This window comes from Thalassotalea mangrovi (assembly GCF_005116735.1).
Taxonomy (GTDB): domain Bacteria; phylum Pseudomonadota; class Gammaproteobacteria; order Enterobacterales; family Alteromonadaceae; genus Thalassotalea_A; species Thalassotalea_A mangrovi.
Genome location: NZ_SWDB01000003.1, coordinates 1 through 22680 on the forward strand (window position 1 = coordinate 1; position 22680 = coordinate 22680).

The following is a 22680-nucleotide window of genomic DNA, read 5'->3' on the forward strand; positions in this document are numbered from 1 at the left end:
CGCAGGATAAACGCCTTTAAAACTCACCCGTAGGGAGTTTGTCAGAGGCCCATTTACTGCCCTATATTTCATATATATAGAATGACTATATCAATGAAATCTATGTTGTAAATGAACCTCGGCCCTAACTCTGAGTTGTGCAAAAACTTAATGGAGTTGGTATTACCTTTTATTAGCAAGGAAACGATTATGCATGACAGTATTATTGTAGGAATTATGTTTACTTCAGTAGTTGCCGTGGCTTTCTCATTTTTGTATTTTGGCCATCGCAATAAAATGGCGCTTCAGGAAACTATCCGCCTGGCGATGGACAAAGGGCAGAATTTGTCGCCAGAGAGCATTGAACAGATACTGCAGAGTCAGGCAGCGCCGCAAAAAGATTTTAAACGCGGTATTTTATTGGTCTGCCTGGCATTAGCGACGGCAGCGTATGGCTTGCTTGATGGCTATGATAGCACCATTATCGGTTTGAGTATGTTCCCATTAGCGCTCGGTGCGGGTTATCTGCTGGTTTGGAAGTTTGACCAGCAACAGCCATAATTGGGTTCAGGGTGGTAGATGATATTGCCCTCAACATTACCGTTTTGGCTATAGGTTTTAGGAATAGATCGTGTCGATATTAAAGGACTGGTTAAATCGTTTTCAACAACAACGGGATAGCCAATCATTTGCACAGGTTGTCGCTCAATGTCAGACACCATTGCAAGGGTATTGTCGACGTTTAACCGCGGGCGATATGGCTATGGCTGATGATATCGCTCAGGAAACCCTGATCAGTGTTTATCAACAGGTCGGGCAACTGCAAAATCTTGATGCATTTAAATCCTGGCTTTACCGGATAGCCTATCGGCATTTTTTACACATCCAGGCAAAGCAAAATCGCTGGAAGTCGATGACCGAGCAAGAGCTTGAATTTGCGTTACAGCAGGAAACTGGTTGTGGCAGCGAACAACAAGCCTGTGAGGATGAACGTCTGGTGTTGCAATATATGGCACTCCTGACTCATGAGGAGCGGGCGGTGATCACCTTAAATCATACCCTTGAGTATTCTCATCAACAAATAGCCTCGTTGTTAGATATGCCGCTGGGCACGGTAAAGTCCCATGCGAAGCGAGGTAAAGATAAACTCATCGCCTTTTCCCACAGACAACAGCGAGGAGCCGCGTAATGAAACCGTCCGAAGATTTTATTTTATCGCAATTACAACGAGGTTTTGTTGCCGACTCACCGGAACAGCAGAAACGTTTTATACAACAAACCGTACTTCGCATGCAGCGTAAATCCCGGCAACGAATGTGGGTGTTGGGCATATGCTCTGTGGTGGCGATTTTGTCATTATTGTTGTTCTTTCCCCTTGAACCATTAGTGCAAGTGCTCAGCTCGCAGACGCTGGTAGCGGGAATATCCAGGTCGACACTATTATTAGCCACCTTGCCGGTTGTCGTTGTTGGCTATGTGATGATCCTGATTGAAAATACCCGCTAATGGTCCCGGTTGTCATATTTGATCACAATCGTAAGTAATTGCTCCTTTTTTGCCGATCCGAATGTCAGATTTCTCTTGTTTAATGGGCTTATGTTCATTAAACAAGAGAAGACCAGATGAAACTTCAACACATATCCAGATTCATCGCACAGTGCTGCTGGTGGGGGATGTATCTATTTGCCGGAACGGGGATCCTGGTGCACTGGGTGGCAGGTGCCAGTATTGCAACGGATAGTCTTCCTGAACTGGGGAATTCGTCATTACATTTAAACCACAACCAGGACGTTGAAAATCGAATAGCGAAAAAGCTGTCATCAACACAGCCCAACACCTTAATCGGCGAAAATATAGCGGCGTATTTTTATACCAACCCGGATATATATGTTGGTGATATTACTGGCATGAACAGCATGGCAATATCCGAGCCGGTGTTTTCGGATGATACCAAGCGGCTAACCGCCGATGGGGATGAATCTAAAGCCATGTCCTGGCAAGGTGGCGTGTCGCTGAGGTTTAACTCTGTCGCCTACCAGCAAAACCTACGCTATTTAAATCCGTCTGAGACTGTGCTTTTGCAGGATGACTTGTATGGTCCGGGAAAGTATCAAATTCTCACCATCTTGCTGATGAGTGACGCGGCGTTAAACGAATGGCTTGCTGAGCAACAGCAGTCGTCATCGAAGAGCAAGCCAAGATGGTTAATTTTGCATAGCCCTTATGAGCAGGAAGCCAGCGAAATCCGCTATGTGATCATGGCGCACAAGTTATCTGATTCCGTTAATCTCGAGCAGGTAAGCTACCGGTTTTAAGTATAGGGGTGAAGGGACGGTGCGGTGAGTGAATCGCGCTCAATCAATACTGGCTGGCTATCATATTTCAGGTTTTTTGATTTAAGCCCGTAGGTGGAGTTCAGTACGCGGTTAGCAGAGACGGCACCAATTTCTTTTATCGGGTTCTTAATTGTCGTCAGGCGCGGATAAATAAATCGAGAAAAATACGCATCATCAAATCCGATAATGGAAAGTTGTTGCGGCATGGAAAAGCCAAAACTTCTTGCGGTTACGATAGCACCCGCGGCCATTTCATCATTGCCACATATCAACCCGGTAAACGGTACTTTAGATTTTAGAATTTTTGCTAAACCCTGTTCTCCACTTTGCTCACTATAGTCGCCCAGATAGAACAATTCATCGGAAAAGGTTAAGCCGTTATCGTCAAGGGCCTGACGATGACCTCGCAATCGCTCCATCGCATCCAGTTTCCAGTCAGGACCTGAAATATAGGCTATGCTGGTGTGCCCGGCTTCAATCATTTTCTGACAAGCCAGGTAACCACCCTGGTAATTATCAATAGACAGACACTGATCCTCAAGGCCATCTACCTGGCGATTGATTAGCGTAAACCGCACGCCTCGACTGTACAGGTCTCGCAAATATTGGTCACTGACCGCTTCCACAAATAAGATCAGTGCATCGCAATTTCGTTGCAACAGGAACTCGATGGAATCTTCTTCAATAGCGGCATCGGCATGACCGGCTGCGATCATGACATGTTTTTTGGCATTTCGCAGGGTGAGTTCGATTTCATTCAGGAGCATACCGTAATACGACCCCTGTAATTCGGAGATAACCACGCCAATGGAATTAGAACGTTTGGACGCCAGTGACTGAGCAATCGAATTTGGCCGGTAGCCTAATTCTTCCATGGCATTGAGTACCTTTTCACGGGTTTTCGGGCTGACGCGAGAGCTTTTGTTCATTACCCGGGATACGGTAGCCGAAGATACGCCGGCCAACTTTGATACTTCGTAGATGGTACTCATGGATTTGCTCAGGGGTTAAAAATATTTAGCTAACTTATCATAAAAAACGGTTAACCTTCAGCAACTTTAATGGCCAGGTATCGACAGTCTGGAGCATGGATTCTTGTCGCTAGACTCGGCTTTTAATCAATGCCGAATACGCAACGCCGCTATCTTTGAGGTAACGAGTTTGCGTTTCGTAGTCTACATAAACCAGTCCGAAGCGCTTGGTATATCCAAGAGCCCATTCAAAATTGTCCATCAGGCTCCAGGCGAAATAACCCTGGACATTCACGCCACTTTCGATGGCGCAATGGACGGCATTGAGATGATCCTGATAGTAATGAATCCGATCCAGATCATGAACCTGTGCATGACTCAATTCGTCGCGCACAGCAGCACCGTTTTCGGTAATATAAATTGGGGGTAACTGATAGCGGTTATGCAACTCCTGTAATAAAGCGGTAAATGCTTCAGGGTATATCTCCCAGCCCATATCGGTTACCGGCGCATTAGTGGGTTCAAGTTCTTCAAAAATGTCTGTGGGGTGAGCCTTATAAACCGCGCGGGTATAAAAGTTGACACCAAGAAAGTCGATTGGGGTATTAATAATAGCCATGTCACCCGGAGCAATATCCGGTTTAATATCAGCCGCAAAGTCGTCAATAATGTCCGGGTATTTGCCCTCGAAGATCGGACGGCTATACCACCAGTTGAAATAATCGTTTGCATACGCGGTTGCCTTGATATCATCGCTGTTGTCAGTTGCCGGAAAACCAGGCGTAAAATTAAGTACGATACCATTCATGCTAGCGGGGCAGTTCGAATGCAACACCTGCATCGCCAGCCCGTGCGCGAGTAACAAGTGGTGTGCCGCCTGGCGACCATCGGCCTGACTGGATTTTCCTGGCGCGTGAACACCAACTTCATAACCCAGGTAAGAGCTACAGAAGGGCTCGTTCAGAGTGGCCCAGGAGTCCACCAAGTCACCAAGTTCGCGACTCGCGATATCCGCGTAATTCCTGAACTCATAGGCAGTTTGACGATTCAGCCATCCGCCATTGTCCTCAAGGTGCTGAGGTAAATCCCAATGATATAGGGTAACAAAGGTTTTGATGTTTTTATCTTTCAGTGCCGACAGTAACTGTCGGTAAAAGTCGATGCCTTCACGATTCGCAGTTCCGTCTTCATTGAGCACGCGTCCCCAGGCCAGGGATAAGCGATAGGCATCAACACCAATATCTGCAATTAGGTTTATATCGTTTGCCCAGCGGTGATAATGGTCACAGGCAACGCTTCCATCGGAACCATCGGCAATGGTGCCAGGTTGTGCACAAAAAGTATCCCAGATACAGGCCTGACGTTTGTCGATGCCCCCCTCGATTTGAAAGGATGCAGTCGCAACGCCATAGGTAAAGTCTTTGGTAAGCATCCTGGAATTGCTGGGTAGGGATAATTTCATAGTGTCTCTTAATACAGTAAAGGCTCAGGGTTTGACGATAGTAAGTGATAACTGCGGTCGTAATTTAACCAGTTAAGGGTAATTTTTGCCTGAGCATGATAAAAGCATTGCTCGCAATTTCCAATTTATGCTATAAATGAAACCGCTTACATTTTCACAAAGGTTAGGGCTTTCGTTTCCAAAGGTCAATACTCTTTGCGACAAATATCAATAAAAAATAACCTGTTAGCGGGCCACCAAATCATAGCCTTACAGGAAAAATAACATCTGGGGAATCAACATGACTTCATCGAGTACGGTCAATCCACCGGTGCAAGCCGCGCAAACGAGCGGTAACTATACATTTGCACTTACGTCGTTAACAACACTGTTTTTTATGTGGGGGTTTATTACCTGTCTGAATGACATACTGATCCCTCATTTAAAAGCGGTCTTTGACCTGACTTACACCCAGGCGATGTTAATCCAGTTTTGCTTTTTCGGCGCCTACTTTATTTGTTCAATTCCAAGTGGTTCATTGGTTAAAAAAATCGGTTACCAAAAGGGGATTGTGGCGGGGTTAATCGTCGCCGCGATTGGTTGTCTGGGGTTTTATCCTGCCGCTGCGATGCACAGTTACCCGGTATTCTTACTGGCATTATTTATCCTGGCATCAGGCATCACCTTATTACAGGTTTCAGCAAACCCCTACGTAACCTTGTTAGGTAAATCGGAAACCGCATCATCTCGTTTAACCCTGACCCAGGCCTTTAATTCTTTTGGTACCACCATTGCGCCATATTTTGGTGCCTACCTTATCCTGGACAACGTCGCCTCTTCAATGGCAACCGCGGCTGAAAAAGCGGCTTCGGTACAAATGCCGTATGTGATGCTGGCAACGTCTCTGTTAGTACTGGCGGCGATCTTTGCCTGGTTAAAGCTACCAAAAATTGAAAAACATAATGAAACATCAGAAGCTATTTCAGGTAGTGCTTTACAATATTCTCACTTAGTTTTTGGGGCACTCGGAATTTTCGTTTATGTGGGAGCGGAAGTTGCTATTGGAAGCTTTATGGTTAACTTCTTCGGCGAAGCAAATATTGCCGGACTCGAAGAAGCGGAAGCGGCGAAATACCTGGGTTACTACTGGGGTGGCGCCATGGTGGGTCGTTTCATTGGCGCAGCTGTGATGCAAAAAATCGCCGCTGGTAAGGTTCTGGCTTTTAATGCGCTGATGGCTTGCTTGTTAATTCTGGTAACGGTTATGAGTTCCGGTGAACTGGCAATGTGGGCGATCCTTTTGGTAGGGCTGTTTAATTCAATTATGTTCCCGACTATCTTCTCCCTGGCATTAAACGGCCTGGGCCCTCATACCGCACAAGGTTCAGGCATTTTATGCCTGGCAATTGTTGGTGGTGCTATCGTGCCTCTGTTGCAGGGCATGCTTGCCGACAGCATTGGCATTCAATTGTCATTCGTTTTACCGATTATTTGCTATGCCTATATTTGTTACTACGGCCTGAAGGGTTCAAAGCCTGCTCAGGCAAACGTTTAATTGAGAAATATTATGACTACATTGAAAAAACATGAGAATAAATCTCGGCTAGCGTCTTTGTTAGTACTTGGCGCCACGTCTACCTTAATGGTCGGTTGTAATCAGGCTGATAACCAAGCCGTTGCGGAGCAGGAAGTTCCGCAATCAAAACCTGTCGCAATGGAACACAACATCGACATTTGGCCGGAACTGAATTTGCCAGTGAAAAAGGATCCTGAGATAGAACGAAAAATCTCTGAGTATCTGGCAAAGATGACCCTGGAGCAGAAAGTCGCGCAAATGATCCAACCAGAAATTCGTGATATTACGGTTGCAGACATGCGCAAATACGGGTTTGGCTCGTACCTTAATGGCGGCGGCTCCTTCCCTAATAACGATAAGCATTCCACTCCCGATGATTGGATTAATCTTGCGGAAGCCATGTATCAGGCGTCAATGGATGACAGCGAAGATGGTATTGCCATTCCTACCATGTGGGGCACGGATGCGGTACATGGTCATAACAATGTGATCGGCGCTACGTTATTTCCGCATAACATTGGCCTTGGCGCTGCAAACAATCCAGAGTTGCTCGAGCAGATTGCTGCGATTACTGCTACCGAGGTAATGGTAACCGGGATTGACTGGGTATTTGCGCCAACGGTAGCCGTAGTACGTGATGATCGCTGGGGCAGAACGTATGAGGGCTACTCGGAAGATCCGGAAATTGTGCGAGAATATTCCGCGGCCATCGTTCGTGGTCTGCAAGGCGCAGCGGAAAAAGACTTCCTTGGTGACAGTCGGGTTATCTCTACGGTAAAACATTTTGTTGGCGACGGTGGTACCGAAAACGGTGATGATCAGGGTAACAACCTGGCATCCGAACAGGAACTTTATGACATTCACGCACAAGGGTACGTCGGCGGTTTAAGTGCAGGTTCTCAAAGTGTAATGGCATCGTTTAACAGCTGGCATGGTGAGAAAAACCACGGTAACAAATATCTGTTAACCGATGTGTTAAAAGACAAAATGGGCTTTGATGGCTTTGTCGTTGGTGACTGGAATGGTCACGGTCAGATTCCGGGTTGTACGAATGACAACTGTAGCCAGACCATCAATGCCGGCCTGGATATCTTTATGGTGCCAACCGACGCCTGGAAGCCTTTATATGAGAATACCATTGCCCAGGTGAAATCTGGCGAAATCCCCATGTCTCGCATCGATGACGCGGTATCCCGTATCCTGCGCGTTAAACTGCGAGCAGGTTTGTTTGAAAAACCAAGCCCGGCGAATCGTCCTGTTTCCGGCAAACTCGAATTAATCGGCGCTGCTGAACATCGAGCGGTTGCTCGCCAGGCGGTCAGGGAATCTTTGGTTCTGTTGAAAAATAAAGGCAATGTATTACCGCTGAATCCGACGCAAAAAATCTTAATGGCCGGTGATGGTGCTGACAACATTGGCAAGCAGTCTGGTGGTTGGACCATCACCTGGCAAGGTACCGGTAATACCAATGAAGATTTCCCTGGCGGTACATCGATTTACGCCGGATTTGAAAAGGCTGTTAAGGCCGCTGGCGGGGACATAGAACTTGCCGCAGATGGTAATTACAAGGTTAAACCGGATGTTGCTGTGGTGGTATTTGGTGAAGAACCTTATGCCGAGGGTATTGGTGATATCGACAACCTTGAATATCAACGGGGCAATAAAAAAGATTTGGCCTTGTTAAAGAAACTAAAGGCAGAAGGGATTCCGGTCGTATCGGTGTTCATTTCCGGTCGTCCGATGTGGGTAAATGCCGAGTTAAATGCTTCTGATGCGTTTGTAGCCGCCTGGTTACCGGGCAGTGAAGGGCAGGGGATTGCTGATGTGCTACTTACTAATGAGAAAGGCAAAGTACAACATGACTTTGTTGGTAAACTGTCTTTTTCGTGGCCCAAATCCGCAAACCAGGCCACAGTGAATCGCAATGATGAAGACTATGCCCCATTGCTGCCTTACGGTTTCGGCCTGCAATATGGCGATGACAATGTGTTGGCCGATGATTTAGACGAAACGGTGACTAAGTCAGCCGATGCCGATCAGCCGTTAGTGTTGTTTGAGCATGCCGCGAAAGCGCCTTGGGCATTAACCATGATGTCTGGAACTGAAGTTTCACTGGTGAACAGCTCTGTTGTTGAGTTGGGCAGTATTAAATTGCAAACCATGGATAAGGACGTTCAGGAAGATGCCCGAACCATCACGTTTGCAGGTAACGATAAGGCAATGGTCGCTTTGCGTGGTAACTTTGTTGAAGATTTGCGTCGCTATAGTGAAAATCAGTCAGCGATTACTTTACTGGTTCGCAAAGATCAGGAATTCAGCGATAAGGTCTATCTGGAAATGCACTGCGATGAGGAAGGTTGTCAAACCCGCGTCGATATTACTGAAAAAATGGCCGGTTTTACTATCGATGAGTGGCAGGTGCTGAGTGTTGATCTTAAATGTTTCACTGATCAGGGCTTAAATATTGCCCGTACGACTTTGCCATTCGGTATTTCTACATCCGGCAGCGGTATCGTATCTTTTGCCGACATTAAACTGGCACCGAATAAAGCATCTACCGCATTAATCAGCTGTCAGTAATCTGACACTATCCAATCAACTGGCTATCGAAATCTGTGCATTTTGGTAGTCAGTTTTTTATTTCTCCTATGGAAAAATTTCAGGGATAAAGCAATGAATGCATCGAACCTAAACTATAAAGATATTTTGACAGTACCTTTGATCACTCTGACACTTGCAGGTTGCAGTAGTGAAAGTGGCAGTGATGAACCTTCGGTAAATACTGAGGCACCGATATTTCCCAGCCAAGTAACGGCTAGAAGTCCCCACTGGCAGCTGTTGTGGCAGGACGAATTTGACGGTGCCATTATAGATAGCCGTAACTGGCAGTTTGAACAAAATTGCTGGGGTGGGGGTAACAATGAGCAGCAGTGTTATACCAACCGGGCAGAGAATGCGTTTGTAGAAGCAGGTTTTTTACATATCGTTGCGCGCAAAGAGTCCTTCACCGGACCTGCTGAAAAAGACGATTCTGACAACTATTTGACGGCCGGTACCAAGACCTTGCCTTTTACTTCAGCCAGACTGCGTAGCAAAGGTTTACAAGACTGGCGTTATGGCCGGGTTGAAGTCCGGGCAAAACTACCACAGGGGCAGGGAACCTGGCCGGCAATCTGGATGTTACCGACAGGCAATGTTTACGGTAGCTGGGCGGCATCCGGCGAAATCGATATCATGGAAGCGGTAAACCTTGGCACTCAAAGTGATGCCGTATGGGCAAAACCCGGAGATCTGGAAAAACGCATACACGGTACTCTACACTATGGCGGAATCTCACCGGACAATGTTTATAACGGCCGGGAATTTGTCTTAAATAACGCTAGCCCCTGGGAAACATTTCACACCTATGCGATTGAATGGCAAGAAGGGGAAATCCGCTGGTATATGGACGATGTCCATTATGCAACTCAGACCCGGGATAGCTGGTATAGCCAACCAAGCAATGAAAATGGTGATAATACCGAAGCTCAGGGTAGCGCGCCGTTTGATCAGGAATTTCACTTGTTACTGAATCTGGCGATTGGAGGGGATTGGGCTGCTAACACTAATGAAAAAGGTATCGCTGAAGATTTAACCGAGGCCCGGCTGATTGTCGATTTTGTTCGCGTATATCAATGCTCGGTCGATAAACAATCAGGGCGGGGTTGTGAGGCAATTTCAGAGCAGGCGCCAATCGTAACAACGCCAACATCTTAACCTTTTCCCAACACTTGCTGTTCAGCGGTTAACCACTGGCAGCAATCTTTATACGAATTCTACAAACAGGTTGCAGGTGAGTCTTCCAGTTTGTGGATTCGCGTCAATATCCCTGTCGATATCGACGATCGTAGAATGTAATAAATTTCCCGGATAAATTACTAACCGATTCGGCTTGTATTCGAGGCGTTGATATAACTCGTACTGGTCATTGCTCGCGGTAATGTACTGACTTTCTGGCTCACCAAATTGATGTAAATGTTGTTGCCGATAGTTTTGGTAGGTCTGGAAACGGTTTTGATGGATACGTTCGAACCCACTGGATTTGTGACGAAACAGGCCTGTATCGCCATGAACACCGTTATTTAAGTAAATCAATACCGCGAAATAAAAGGGACGTTCAGTATCAAAATGTGGCATTCGCTGCAGAAGTTGCAGGTTTTCCTGCTCAGTACTTAACAGTGACAGGTAAGCATCCATAGGTTTTAATCTAAGCGTTCTAGGCACCTGATAAACCTTGTATATACCTTGATATACCGCCTGTAACAGCGGCACATAATACTCGGGCGGAATTTTCGCCCGAACCCCGGGGTATAACGAAAATTTATCTGGTTCAAAGCTGATTTGCTGAGCAAGCTCCTCCAATGCGGTCGATGATGAAAGAAAATCATCGATAATAATCACCGGGGTCTGCTCATTACCTACCCGAATCACCTCTGGCGTAAAATCAGCATTGATGTCGGCTATCGGTTGCATTTATCGTTATCCATCAGAGAGTCGCGTATCTGTTGCTCAGTTAACTATTTGCTGCCCGACAATAGTGCTGGATGAAATCATTGTGATCTGGCCAGCTATCGACCTTCTTGCGAACCCCATTTTTTATCTTGTTGAGAAACGCTTCCAGTTCCTTATCGCCCATCATGTCGACAATTGGGTGATACTGTTCTGGCATCAATCCCTGACCTAGCATCACTTGCACCCAGGATGATTCACCAAATAAATCATCTTGTTTTTTGAAATTGCGACCTGACTCTTTAAATAGCTTCATTCGGTGTTGCAAAGACTCTGGAATATCCATGTTTGCACAATAACGCCAGAATGGGGTGTCACGGCGATCCGTCAGATGGTAATGGAGGATAATGAAATCGCGAATATTGTTAGCCTCTTCGCGGGTTTGAGCATTGTACTCATCCACATCTGACTGCTGAATGCCATGGTGAGGGAACAATTGCATCAGGCGCACAATGGCTTTCTGGAAAAGGTGGATACCGGTTGATTCCAGCGGCTCGATAAAACCGGATGCAAGACCCACGGCAATACAGTTCTTTTTCCAGTGAGTGCGACGGGCACCAGTTTTGTATTTTATGACTCTTGGCTCATTCAATAATTCGCCATCAATGTTATCAAGCAGGGTTTGCTTGGCCTCTTCATCACTCATGTATTTACTGCAGAAAACCAATCCATTACCGGTACGGCTTTGCAACGGGATGCGCCACTGCCAACCTGCATCGCGGGCGATAGAGCGGGTATATGGAACTGGACGTTCTGTGGATTTGGTCTGCACGGCAATCGCACTATCACAAGGCAGATAATGACTCCAGTCGTCGTAGCCACTATGCAAGGCCTGCTCGATAAGCAGTCCCCGAAAACCGGTGCAGTCGAGATACAAATCACCTTCTACGGTTTTACCATTGGCCAGATGTAATTTTTCGATGTATCCGTTATCGGAATTCAGCACTACTTTCTGAATTTTTCCTTCAACTCGCTGGCAACCATGTTGCTCAGCGATATTGCGCAAGAATTTGGCGTACAGGCCGGCGTCCAGGTGATAAGCATGATTAAGATCCTGGTTTGCCATCACCGCGAACTTGCCTTCTCTGGAAGCTAGATGCTCTGGACAATAATCGCCGATGTCACCAACTAAGCCTTTTTGCAGGCCTTTTAACCAAAAGTGATGGAAACCGCAGGCCCAGCAATCCTGGCCTAGAAAACCAAATGAGTGGACATAGTCCTTGTTAACATCGCGCCAGTTTTCAAAGGAGATACCAAGCTTGAAGGTGGCATTGGTAGCCGCCATCACTTCCGCTTCATTGATGCCGAGCATACGATGGAATATATGCAGGGTTGGGATCGTGGCTTCGCCAACGCCAACGGTTGGGATCTCATCGGACTCCACAAGAGTGACTGAAATGGTTTTACCAAGTAGTTTGGTTAATGCAGCAGCTGCCATCCAGCCGGCGGTGCCACCACCGGCAATAACCACATTTTGAATTTTTTTATCTGTCATCTTTTCAGCTTCTCTATTAATTCTGCGCGGATTTTTCTTGCGGTTGATTCCTGCAACGGTAATTCTAACCGTTCATGTTTTTCGGTTGGGAAATGCTCTGGACCCACCTCATCGTGTTCAAAAATATAGTGATTGAACAGTTGCTGCCAGGCTTTTCGCTGTGCTTTTGGTAAGCTTCTTATCGAAAGAATTGCTAATAACAAGGCATTGTTGGGACGCCCCATAAACCCTGGACTATCTCGCCACCAATGAGTAACTAACATATTTACCGGATCAAGGGCTTCTACATGGTGCCACCACATGCTTGGTAAATATAACGCATCACCAGCGTCAAGTTCGGCTATCTGCGCGGCTTCAATGGCATCTGCAAACTTTGGATATTTTTGTAGATCCGGCGCTGCGAAATCGACCAGAGATATATCCTGGCCACCCGGAGCAAAATCCATTGGCCCCACGTACAAATTATGAATTTGATCCGGTGGGAACAAGGTAAAGCGGCGTCTGCCGACTGCCGAAACGGCAATATTATGCGGAAAATCAAAATGAGCGGCAATTCGGCTTTGATTACCAATCCAGATACTGGTTAGTGCCTGATGACCTTCTAAATCGATACTGTGTGCTTCTTTAAACCCCGGCAGAAAACGGGTTACTTCCGTTGAGCCCACATACATAGTGGGCGATTCAGAATCATCTGCATGGCTTAACAGTTTGTCGAGTACCGGATTTAAATCGATTTTCGAGGCGCGATAGTTAAAACCGTCAAAGGTATCGTTGTAAAACACCCGACCGTTAATCTCCGGATCTCCATAACAAGCTATCACCGGATTGCCGGTATAAAGTGTTCGCAGGTAATCGCAAGCATGGGCCGCTGACTGCATTCCCGCCTCTACCAACGGCCAGTGGCGGGCGGCGCCTTTTAAAATTAAAGGCTGTTCAGAGGCAAATACTGCCTCTGGGATATCATCCAGGGTGATACCTTTAATTTCTTTTACTTGCGAGTTGATATCCAACATAGTATTTGCTCGTTAAGCCGGTTGTGCCGCCGCTTCTAAGGCATTCTTCTTGTTTAACAAGGTACGAACATTGCTTTGCGAAGCCAATGCCATATATATCGCTTGTAAATAATTGTCCTTGTGCAAACGCTCAAGCTGTTCATTGCTAAGGGCTGCCAGCTTGTCTTCATTAATGGTGTAAAAACCAATCATTTGATGTTTTTCACCGGTCTGTAACTGCACATCCAGGGTGAAAGGCTCTAACAATTCCATGTCAGTTAATGCCTGACAAAACTGGGTACCATCACTTACCCCAAAGTGCAGGGCTTCTAACATGTTGGCAACTTTATCCAAAAATTCACTGTTGCCACCATAAGGCAAGAACAGAGGTTCACCTTCTTCGGTGCTGACGCGCGGATTATCCATATCCATGCTTAGCATACGCTGTTGTTTTTCTTCACCATTTTCAGTGATGGTTTGCTGAGCAATTAAGAAAGGCTGGCGCATTACAGCCGCTGGAATGTAACTGGCGTGCCAGCCCTGGTCGTCTAAAAACAGGTTTTCCTGATGTTTAAAGCCGAATAGGGCAACCGGTAGGAACTGACCCGTTTCCGGATTCTTGCTGAAAAAGATTGGATAGTGGGCCTGTACCGCACGAAATTCCTGTGGAAAGGTTTGCGCGTACCAAATGTTATCGCCAAGCTCTGCACTGCGTTTGGTAATGATCTTTATGTCTTTATGTTCTTCGTTATTGACGATGACGTGTTTAGCCATGGTGTTCTCCCTTTTCCGGTTTTATAGACAATACGGTAGGCAGTGAGCGCTACACTTTGCTCAATCCGAATTGTCTTATCTTGTTTAGTAATTCCCGATTGGTCGGTAATGTTCGCAGTAAATGCTGCGTTTTCTTGTTGTTTTCATTAAAGTACTGTTGCACCGATTGCATCGGAACGTGGCGTTTTTGCAACCAGCTTAAATCGGTATCGAATCCCATCCCGTAGAGGACATACTGAAAGCTTGCTGCTGGAAATAATTCTTCTGTCCGTGAACTGTCGAACGTGAATGGCGTCTGGTATTGCCATAGGGTCAACAACTCCTGAAGTGGTTCAGGAATCGAATGTTGAGCACGGTTATCTTGCCAATAAGGCTCGCTGCGTTTTGATAGTACGTAATGTAATTTCAAAAATTCGATTATGCGTTGCCAGTGATGGCTGAAGCGTTGGTTAAACCGTTTCGCGGTGATATCCATAATCTGACGGTTGGCCGGAAGCTGTTCGGCTATCATTTTTGCCGATTGCTCAATGAGCGCCAGCGCAGATGCTTCAAGGGGTTCTATGAACCCTGCAGACATGCCAACGGCGACGCAGTTTTGATGCCAGAAGGTTTTACGGTGTCCTGGTTTTATTGATATCTTGCGAATATCAAGGGTGTTGGCCTGATCGCCAATATCGGCACGGATATAATCCCTTAATTGCTGCTCAGCCTGCTCGTCACTAATGTAATCGCTGGCATATACGTGGCCGACGCCCCGGCGAGAGGGAAGGCCTATATCCCAAATCCAGCCACTCGTTTGTGCCGTCGACAGGGTGTGCGAGGCAATTTCAGCATCAGGCGTTTGATACGATACGTGCACTGCAAGTGCTGAATCATTGAATAACACTGAAGATTGATCGATAAACTCAACGCCATAATAGCCGCCAAGTAACAAAGATTTGCTACCGGTACAGTCGATGAATAAATCGCCTTGGATATCGCCATGTTCTAGTGTCGATACACTGGCTATATCATTAGAATGAGGACAAGAGTTAATATCGGTTACATCGTCAAGAATATGCTTAACACCAAGCTCTTGGGTACAGTGTTGCTGCAAAAGTTTACTGAATTTTGCAGCATCCAAATGATAACCATAGTTGGCGTGGAACGCATATTCCGGCGTTGCGATTTGTTTCGGTGCCAGGTTGTTATCGCATAGTTGTCCCTGGCAAGTGACCGCATCGGCAAAGGATACTTTGTCACGATGAGGATACCAGTGTTGGGCGATATTGGTTTCGAAAAAACCGACCGGTGGCGTAAATGGATGATAGTAGCTGTCACCACCACCATGCAGCCAATTACTAAACTTTGAGCCTTGCTTGAAACTGGCGTCGCATTCCGTTAAAAACTGGGTTTCACTGATCCCCATTTTTTTCAGACTGGCACGCATAGATGGCCAGGTACCTTCACCGACACCGACGGTTGGTATATTGGCTGATTCAATAAGTACTACTTCAATACTATTGGAATTTTTGGTTTCGTGTTCAGCGGCAATCAATCCGGCACTGAGCCATCCTGCGGAACCGCCGCCAACGATAATTATTCTTCTAACGGGTTGATTCATTCGGCTTTGAATTGTTGTAAAACTTTTATCTTTATTTAAGTCTACAAAGCACTTTTTTCGATGTTGTTTTTGATAGTGCAAATGTGACGACAACCCTTACTATATCTGGGTTTTCGTCATCTATCTACAGGAAATTTCGATATCTGAAAATTAATTTTCGGTCAATTTTTAACAAGCTGAAAATGCAAAATAAAAAGCCGCACGAGGCGGCTTTTTTATTACGTCTACGGGGAGTAAACGCTGGTTTAGAATACGTAGCGTGCACCTAAGCTGTAACGCGCACCTTGTTGATACACATTAAGTACCTGGTACTCAGAACGACCGTGCTTACGACGGTACTCGTTAGTAATGTTGATACCTTCTACGAAGATAGACAAACCTTCAAGATCCTGGAACGTGTAGCTTACGTTGAAGTCGAACTGCTCGTATTCTTCAACATATACAGGGTGAGCACCCGCGCCGTTACCAGTAGCTTCCAGGTAGTCATCACGCCAGTTATAGGCTAAACGTGCTGAAATGCCGTATTTTTCATAGAAAAGTACAAAGTTAGCAGTATCAGAAATACCTTCCTGTACACCATCATTAGTATCACCAACCACAGCAGTGTTGTCGTAAGGAGGGTTTACTAGGATGCGGTTGTTGTACTCATCACCGGCATCAACAACGGTGAAGTTAGCAAACGCACCGAAACCGGTATCCCAGAATACGTGCTGAATTGCGAATTCCCAACCATCGAAGGTGTTTTCAAAATCACTGTTACCCGGGGTTGTAGTATTAAAGCTCAACAGATCATCGCCAGGGACACCTTCAATGACTATTTGTCCACCTTCCATGTAAACTTCTGGGTTGTCGCTAAAGTTATCGAAGATATATTGACGAATTGCCGCATCATCACCAGCACCGGCAGCGCGGGCAGCGTCTACTTTAGGACCATTACGCGGGTCGTAAATGCCGAATAGCTCAGCTGTTCCACGATCCTGTCCTATCCAGTTTTTCACATCTTTCTGGAACCAGCCTAAAGCAACATAGCTGGACTCATCGTAGTACCATTCTGCTGATAAATCGTAGTTGGTTGACTCTAGAGGTAGGAGACCCGGGTTACCGGAATTACCGTCGGCACCAGCGGCGCTATAAAGCGTGGCAACAGTAGTACCACCTTGTAATTGCGAGTAATCAGCACGACCGATAGTTTCACTATAAGCAGCACGTAAGATAATGTCGTCTGTTACTTCAATATTAAAGTTAAAGTTCGGAAGTAAATGATCGTAATCACCTTCCTGACTTAGGAATATCTGGCTATTACCTTCAGGCTGAGCAAAAACGGTTTCATTCGAACCGATCCATCTAGCTGTCGCACCAGTGTAATCCAGTACCGCAGATTCCGCGAAGATTTCCGTTTCTTCGTAACGAAGACCGATGTGCACGTCAAACGGCATGTCGCCAATTTCACCGTCATAGTTCCACTGTACATAGTAAGACGTGATTTCTTCTTCAACGAAGCGGTTGGTATCACGGGCATAATTGGTTGAAGGGCAGTACAAAGTGCCACAGTCACCTGCAAGGGCAGGGTCTACCATCATTGCGTAGTTGTCACGCGCATATTGAAGGACTGACTCAAAGTCCCACATAAATAGGCTGTCAACAATTTCAAACTCATCCGCAGACATAGTAGGGTGGTTTTCGAAATTGCCGCCACTGACGTCATCGAACTTATCCTGAATGCTTTGCTCAGGGAAGAATTCTGCAGGAATATCGCCGGCATTACCAACACCACCCCACTCATCACGCTGTACCTGAACCGCTAAGTTAGTCTTATTAGCGGTCATCATGTTGATACCAAAATCAATGCTACCAAACTCGTCTAGCTCGTAGGTACCGCTTAATTGCGCCTGATCGATTTCAGAACGGTTGTCATCATTTCGGAAGAAACCACCGGTTAATTGCATATCTGCAGGGGTAATACCCGCTGAGCCGCGAACCGCTAATGTTGGAATGGTACCAGTAAAGTCGGTGGCTGAAGCTTCACGAATGAATGCTGCAGTCGACAATACGTTTGAGCTACCATATGGGCTGTTTGGCGTTTCTTCGGCTTCAGAGGAGTGATAATCAAACTCAAGGCTTAGATTATCATTTACCTGCCAAGATAGATTAAGACCAATAGAGTTGGATTCTGCTTTTGTTCCAGAAACACTTGCGCCCATTGAGAAATCCTGAATTGCATCACCATAATCTTCTGAGTAGTAAAGAGGTGAGAACACACCAGGTTCAGCTTCGGTCCAAACGTTTTCTGAAGGGAAGAACTGATACCAGGCCGATACATCGTTAAACTGACGATCGATTTCGTTAGTCATGTGAGTGTAATCAACGGTAGCTACGAAATCTTCAGTGATTTCATATTGTAATACTAACTGACCATTAATACGGGTACGTTGTTGTTCTTCAAAACGGTACGCGGTTGTTTGTGGAACCGAGTAGATATTGCTGTCATCGAGAGTAGGTGATGGGCGATCGATTTGGTTTTCATAAGGAACCCCACCCCAATCCGCGTTACTGCCACTCCAGTCCTGGTTAATTCTTGCAGGGAATGAACGCCAGCCGGTACCAACTTCAGCTTGCTGGCTACCACTTTCACGCTCGGCGTAACTACCAGAAATTGAAATACCAAATTTATCGTCCATGAAAGTGTTTGAGTACAAACCTGATAATTCAGGAGTTACGCCACCTTCCAGGGTTGAACTATCATCCATTGCTTTTACACCAACGGTTGCTTTCAGACCCGGTGTGTTAAGAGGACGATGAGTAAGGATGTTAATGGTTGCACCGATACCACCTGTTGCGATGGTTGCATCGCTGGATTTATAAATCTCTGCACCAGTAACCAGCTCAGATGCGATGTTATCAAAATCAAACGAACGTCCACCGGTAGAAGTTGGCATCTGACGACCGTTTAATAAAACAAGGTTACGGTCAGGACCAAAACCACGAACCGTTACCCGGCTACCTTCACCGTTATCGCGGTCGATAGCGACACCGGTAATACGTTGCAAAGATTCTGCAAGGTTAGTATCTGGAAATTTACCGATATCTTCGGCATTGATGGCTTCAACGATACCTTTCGCGCTGCGTTTGATATCCATTGATTTCGTTAAACTGCCGCGAATACCAGTAACTTCAATAACTTCGACTTCTTCTTCAACAGAAGCAGTGTTCTCTTCAGCACCGGCACTGGCCATGGTTGTGGCACCTAACACTAAAGACAGTGTTGTAGCCAACTTAGATTTTCGGAACGTCATGTTCGTCATCTGATTCTCCCCTGGGAATTAATCCCTGTTGTTTTTCTTTTGTAACCGCTTACATTTTTTATTTTGGATTCGCAATGGACGCGGCTTTTTATAAATTAATACGATATCTGCGATAGGTCAACAAGATTGTTATCACTTAGTTATTTTAGTGTTATCAGGACTTCCTGTTTAGAGGTGATATGAGTAATGCTGTTTACTTCGATTAACGATTATCTCAATAGCAACTTGTTTATGCGGGCAAGGCAAGGCCCGAAGGGAACTGTTGTGTTCTGGATTATCTGAAGTGGTACATTAAACTATGAGGAAGAATTGCTGGTAAATTCAAGCTTTGTGGGTAGTAGCGTCACAGATAAAATGAAAACAATGGGTGTGGTGAATAATATGAAAAGTTTATGCAAACGAATCTTCATGGATGTTTTTATTCTCTCCACCCTGATTCTTGTGATACCGCCAACAATGTTCGCTGCGCAGGCAAAAGACGGTGCATCAACCTTGATCATCGCTATGGATGACTACCGGGATAAAGTCTATGCGTCCTGGCTGGGGCAAATGGTCGGTAATTTTTATGGATTGCCGTATGAGTTTAAATTCCTTGAACAACCTGGACCAGATACCTTTCCCTATGGCTATGGTTCAAGCCTGGAGCGGCTTAAACAGGCAGGTGGGGCGTTTTCTGATGATGATACCGACATTGAGTACATGTACTTACTGGCGATGGAAAACTATGGTACCGCGCCTTATTATCATCAGCTGGCAGAGACTTGGCAGCATCAGGTTCGCGAGCGGGTATGGGCAGCAAATCGTCAAGCTTTGACTCTGATGCGGGCGGGCTACACGCCCCCACTTACGGGCCATCAACATTTTAACAGTGAATGGTTTCAAATTGACCCGCAATTAGTCAATGAAATCTGGGCGGTGACGGCGCCGGGCATGGTGCGCTATGCGGTCCAGAAAACCGATTGGGCGGCACGAATTACCAGTGATAGTTTCGGGGTCGAGCCGGCGATGCATTATGCCGCCATGTACAGTGCGGCCTTTTACGAATCGGATATTGAAAACCTGATTAACATTGGCTTGCAGGCCCTGCCAAGAAGCTCCCGCTTTGCCGGCGTTGTCGAAGAAATGCTGGCCCTGTATCGAACCTATCCCAACAATTGGCAAATGGCGCGTCAGCAAATGGCAGGTAAATACGCCAAGCGGTTTGAATATAACCAAAACTCCTGGTATCCGATTGATGCGACGCTCAATGGAGCCTGTGCCATACTCGCCTTGCTCTATGGCGAAGGAGATTTTCAGCGTACCATGGACATGTCAGTGGCGATGGGGTTTGATGCCGACAACCAGGCCGCCACCCTGGGCGGACTGCTTGGAATCATCGGTGGCATTAATGCGATCCCGGAATCATTATTATTTCCGCTGGGTAAACAACACTGGTCAAAACCGTTCAATGATAAATACATCAATGTAACCCGGGAAGACCTGCCGGATGCCAGTATTGTCGAGATGGCAAAGCGCATCGCCGAGCAGGGGGAGAAGGTCATTATTGCCAATGGCGGTAGTAAAATTAGCCGTGATGGTGAAATCCTATATCACATTAATAAAGATGCCCGTTTTACCGCGCCTCTGGAGTTGCCACGAGCGCCGGTGCAGTTTATCGAAGTGAATAAAACCACAGACTTTGAATTTTATCCGTTGTTGCATCACCAGACCCTGGACTATTTGCGTTTTTCGATTATTGATGGCGAGCTGCCCAGCGGCCTGAAACTAGAACAAAATCATATAGCAGGGGTGGCAACCAAACCGGGTCACTATCAAGTCACCATTAAAGCCGTGACGCCGGGGATGAGTATGCAGCAGCAATACGAGTTTAGTGTGCACAGTGAAAACCTGGCGAGTACGGCAGTCGCTATCATTCACAACGATCGGGATTATTCGAGAGAGGATGCCAGCATCGATTTATTACGTGATGGCATTCGCAACCTGCAGCAGGGGTTAGGGGCTCAACAAACATTTTACTCAGAGCCTCAGACCAGGGCGCCAGCAGCACCAGACAGCTACGGTTATCGTTTCGCAACGCCCCAGAGAATGTCTGCCCTGTTGTTTAACCCGGGATACGTACTTGAAGACAGTGGCTGGTATACCACATTTAACGTGCAATACCTGAACGCAGAGCAGCAATGGCAGGATGTCGAAGATCTGATAATCACACCGCACATGAGTTTACACAACAATAAATACTTACAGGGTAAAGTCATCGATCATCTGATTCGCTTTCGGCCGGTAACCAGCAGCGCCATTCGCATTCTTGGAATACCCGGCGGCACGCAACCCGATGATCCAGGCAAGCCGAAACAATTTCAAACGGCTATTTCCGAGCTTAGTGTCCATCAGTATTGACCTGGGCGGGAATCGCAGTGACCGGAGATTCAGTGCGCTGTGCTTGTTGCATTAATGAATACCCGGGCTGATAAAAGTAACTGCGCAAAAAACCGGATTCTGGCGCAATAACAAGCGGGTATGCAGACGGCACTGACCGTTGTCTGCTATCTGTTTTAGGCTGTATTGATTGTAATTTGAACCGGGTGATACCACGGTAATCCATGCTGGTGTTGAAATTGTGATAACCGTGGCGAAATTGTCGATAGGTCAAATCTACCGGCAAACTGTCTATCGCCCAGAGCGACGCTGGGATTTGTTGACTTTGAACCATAACACCTGACACAAACTGGCCGCGAGTTGCAGTTTCCTGATTCATCCGTTGGCTTATTTCCAGGCGATTGCTGGCCGCGACGGAAGGATAATTAAACATTAAGCTTAACGCCTGCTGATCAGGAGGTAAGTATTGTGGGTCATTACTGGCGCTCATCGCTCCCAGGTTATGCCAGAAGTGGGTTTGCTTAAATTGGCTGCGTAACACCTGTTCTACTTGTTGCCACGTGTTTTCGTTGAAGCGCTCTTGCTGATGTTGCAACCACAGTGTTTCGATTGGTGAATATTGATGATGTGCTAACAGCCACTGAATCAGTATCGTTGGCGAGGATGCTTTATCTGTCTCTTTTGTTGGTATTTTACCGTGGCCGATAAACCCTTCACTGAATCCAGACAGGTTTATTTGTTGGCGAATTTGCTTTGCTGAATAGATGGCCTCGGGGTACCAGGAAAGGGTTCTTAGTAACACCATCACATACTGGGACTTTGTGGTAATCAATTTACCCGTATAGTGACCGGACGGTTTGTCCTGCTGCTTGAGTATATATTTGAACTGGCCCTCGGTCGTGTCCTGGTAAAAAATCTGTTGATAGTTTAAATCAATGACCTGAATGCTTCGATAAGGGGCAAACTGCTCAGGCAAGGTAATGATGGCTGGGGTGGTGCGCAAATCTGCGATAGCCAGCAAATGCTGAATGCCCGGCGCTGAGTAGTCGACTGGGCTTGAAGGCACTGCCAGTGTGAACTGATTAGGGCCAGCCGCTTGCAAATGGTGCAGTACTCGTTCGGCATGGTAGATGCGGGTGAAAGTAAAGTAGTCGCTGTCTTGCAAACTTGCGCTTTGGGCCATTGTCAGGGTATTGATGGTCAGCGCCAGTATAAACATGCCGAAGCGGGGAAGTATCGGATATCTTGCCATGCACTAAAGCATAGGGCACAACGCGGGAAAACGAA

17 protein-coding genes are annotated in these 22680 nt (G+C 46.4%); 8 read left to right on the forward strand and 9 right to left on the reverse strand.

The features are described from left to right. The first annotated feature begins 189 nt into the window (after window positions 1–189). The 4 genes from E8M12_RS00830 to E8M12_RS00845 all read left to right on the forward strand — a co-directional run bounded on the left by E8M12_RS00830 (window position 190) and on the right by E8M12_RS00845 (window position 2294). Window positions 190–540 carry a DUF6249 domain-containing protein gene (locus tag E8M12_RS00830; protein ID WP_169302995.1) on the forward strand — a complete coding sequence of 117 codons (351 nt, stop codon included), beginning with the start codon at window positions 190–192 and terminating at the stop codon, window positions 538–540. Between the two features lie 70 nt (window positions 541–610). After that, window positions 611–1168 (forward strand): RNA polymerase sigma factor, encoded by a 558-nt coding sequence (locus E8M12_RS00835; RefSeq protein WP_169302996.1) that lies wholly within the window; start codon window positions 611–613, stop codon window positions 1166–1168. Then, complete coding sequence (locus E8M12_RS00840) at window positions 1168–1485, forward strand: hypothetical protein (protein ID WP_136734179.1); 318 nt, start codon at window positions 1168–1170, stop codon at window positions 1483–1485. The genes E8M12_RS00835 and E8M12_RS00840 overlap by 1 nt, the downstream gene beginning before the upstream one ends. Before the next feature lie 116 nt (window positions 1486–1601). Then, on the forward strand, window positions 1602–2294 hold the full coding sequence (locus E8M12_RS00845; RefSeq protein ID WP_136734180.1) for a hypothetical protein: 693 nt from the start codon (window positions 1602–1604) through the stop codon (window positions 2292–2294). On the opposite strand, the gene E8M12_RS00850 is transcribed toward E8M12_RS00845, so the two are convergent. Further along, window positions 2291–3307, reverse strand: a complete 1017-nt coding sequence (locus E8M12_RS00850; protein WP_136734181.1) for a LacI family DNA-binding transcriptional regulator — start codon at window positions 3305–3307, stop codon at window positions 2291–2293. The genes E8M12_RS00845 and E8M12_RS00850 overlap by 4 nt on opposite strands. Before the next feature lie 109 nt (window positions 3308–3416). After that, window positions 3417–4748: a GH1 family beta-glucosidase gene (locus E8M12_RS00855; RefSeq protein WP_136734182.1), complete on the reverse strand. Its 1332-nt coding sequence runs from the start codon at window positions 4746–4748 to the stop codon at window positions 3417–3419. 280 nt (window positions 4749–5028) lie between these two features. On the opposite strand from E8M12_RS00855, the gene E8M12_RS00860 reads away from it, so the two are divergent. The 3 genes from E8M12_RS00860 to E8M12_RS00870 all read left to right on the forward strand — a co-directional run bounded on the left by E8M12_RS00860 (window position 5029) and on the right by E8M12_RS00870 (window position 10059). Continuing rightward, on the forward strand, window positions 5029–6282 hold the full coding sequence (locus tag E8M12_RS00860) for a sugar MFS transporter (RefSeq protein ID WP_136734183.1): 1254 nt from the start codon (window positions 5029–5031) through the stop codon (window positions 6280–6282). A 12-nt stretch (window positions 6283–6294) separates the two neighbouring features. Then, window positions 6295–8883 (forward strand): glycoside hydrolase family 3 protein, encoded by a 2589-nt coding sequence (locus E8M12_RS00865; RefSeq protein WP_246033972.1) that lies wholly within the window; start codon window positions 6295–6297, stop codon window positions 8881–8883. A 93-nt stretch (window positions 8884–8976) separates the two neighbouring features. Further along, window positions 8977–10059 carry a glycoside hydrolase family 16 protein gene (locus E8M12_RS00870; protein WP_136734184.1) on the forward strand — a complete coding sequence of 361 codons (1083 nt, stop codon included), beginning with the start codon at window positions 8977–8979 and terminating at the stop codon, window positions 10057–10059. A 48-nt stretch (window positions 10060–10107) separates the two neighbouring features. Here E8M12_RS00870 and E8M12_RS00875 read toward each other — a convergent pair whose 3' ends face one another. The 6 genes from E8M12_RS00875 to E8M12_RS00900 all read right to left on the reverse strand — a co-directional run bounded on the left by E8M12_RS00875 (window position 10108) and on the right by E8M12_RS00900 (window position 19017). Continuing rightward, entirely contained in the window at window positions 10108–10815 is a 708-nt protein-coding gene (locus E8M12_RS00875) for a DUF6445 family protein (protein ID WP_136734185.1), read from the reverse strand. A 40-nt stretch (window positions 10816–10855) separates the two neighbouring features. Beyond that, entirely contained in the window at window positions 10856–12346 is a 1491-nt protein-coding gene (locus E8M12_RS00880) for a tryptophan halogenase family protein (protein WP_136734186.1), read from the reverse strand. Continuing rightward, window positions 12343–13359 carry a cupin-like domain-containing protein gene (locus E8M12_RS00885; RefSeq protein WP_136734187.1) on the reverse strand — a complete coding sequence of 339 codons (1017 nt, stop codon included), beginning with the start codon at window positions 13357–13359 and terminating at the stop codon, window positions 12343–12345. Before E8M12_RS00885 ends, E8M12_RS00880 begins: the two co-directional genes overlap by 4 nt. 12 nt (window positions 13360–13371) lie before the next feature. Beyond that, entirely contained in the window at window positions 13372–14112 is a 741-nt protein-coding gene (locus E8M12_RS00890; protein WP_136734188.1) for a SapC family protein, read from the reverse strand. Between the two features lie 49 nt (window positions 14113–14161). Beyond that, window positions 14162–15715: a tryptophan halogenase family protein gene (locus tag E8M12_RS00895; RefSeq protein ID WP_136734189.1), complete on the reverse strand. Its 1554-nt coding sequence runs from the start codon at window positions 15713–15715 to the stop codon at window positions 14162–14164. Between the two features lie 245 nt (window positions 15716–15960). Next, window positions 15961–19017 (reverse strand): TonB-dependent receptor, encoded by a 3057-nt coding sequence (locus E8M12_RS00900; RefSeq protein ID WP_136734190.1) that lies wholly within the window; start codon window positions 19015–19017, stop codon window positions 15961–15963. A 381-nt stretch (window positions 19018–19398) separates the two neighbouring features. Here E8M12_RS00900 and E8M12_RS00905 point away from each other — a divergent pair, with 381 nt between their 5' ends. Next, a complete protein-coding gene (locus E8M12_RS00905) occupies window positions 19399–21414 on the forward strand; it encodes an ADP-ribosylglycohydrolase family protein (protein WP_169302997.1) in 2016 nt (671 codons plus the stop codon). On the opposite strand, the gene E8M12_RS00910 is transcribed toward E8M12_RS00905, so the two are convergent. Further along, window positions 21395–22645: a DUF1254 domain-containing protein gene (locus tag E8M12_RS00910; protein WP_136734192.1), complete on the reverse strand. Its 1251-nt coding sequence runs from the start codon at window positions 22643–22645 to the stop codon at window positions 21395–21397. The two genes, E8M12_RS00905 and E8M12_RS00910, sit on opposite strands and share 20 nt — an antisense overlap. Between the last annotated feature and the right edge of the window lie 35 nt (window positions 22646–22680).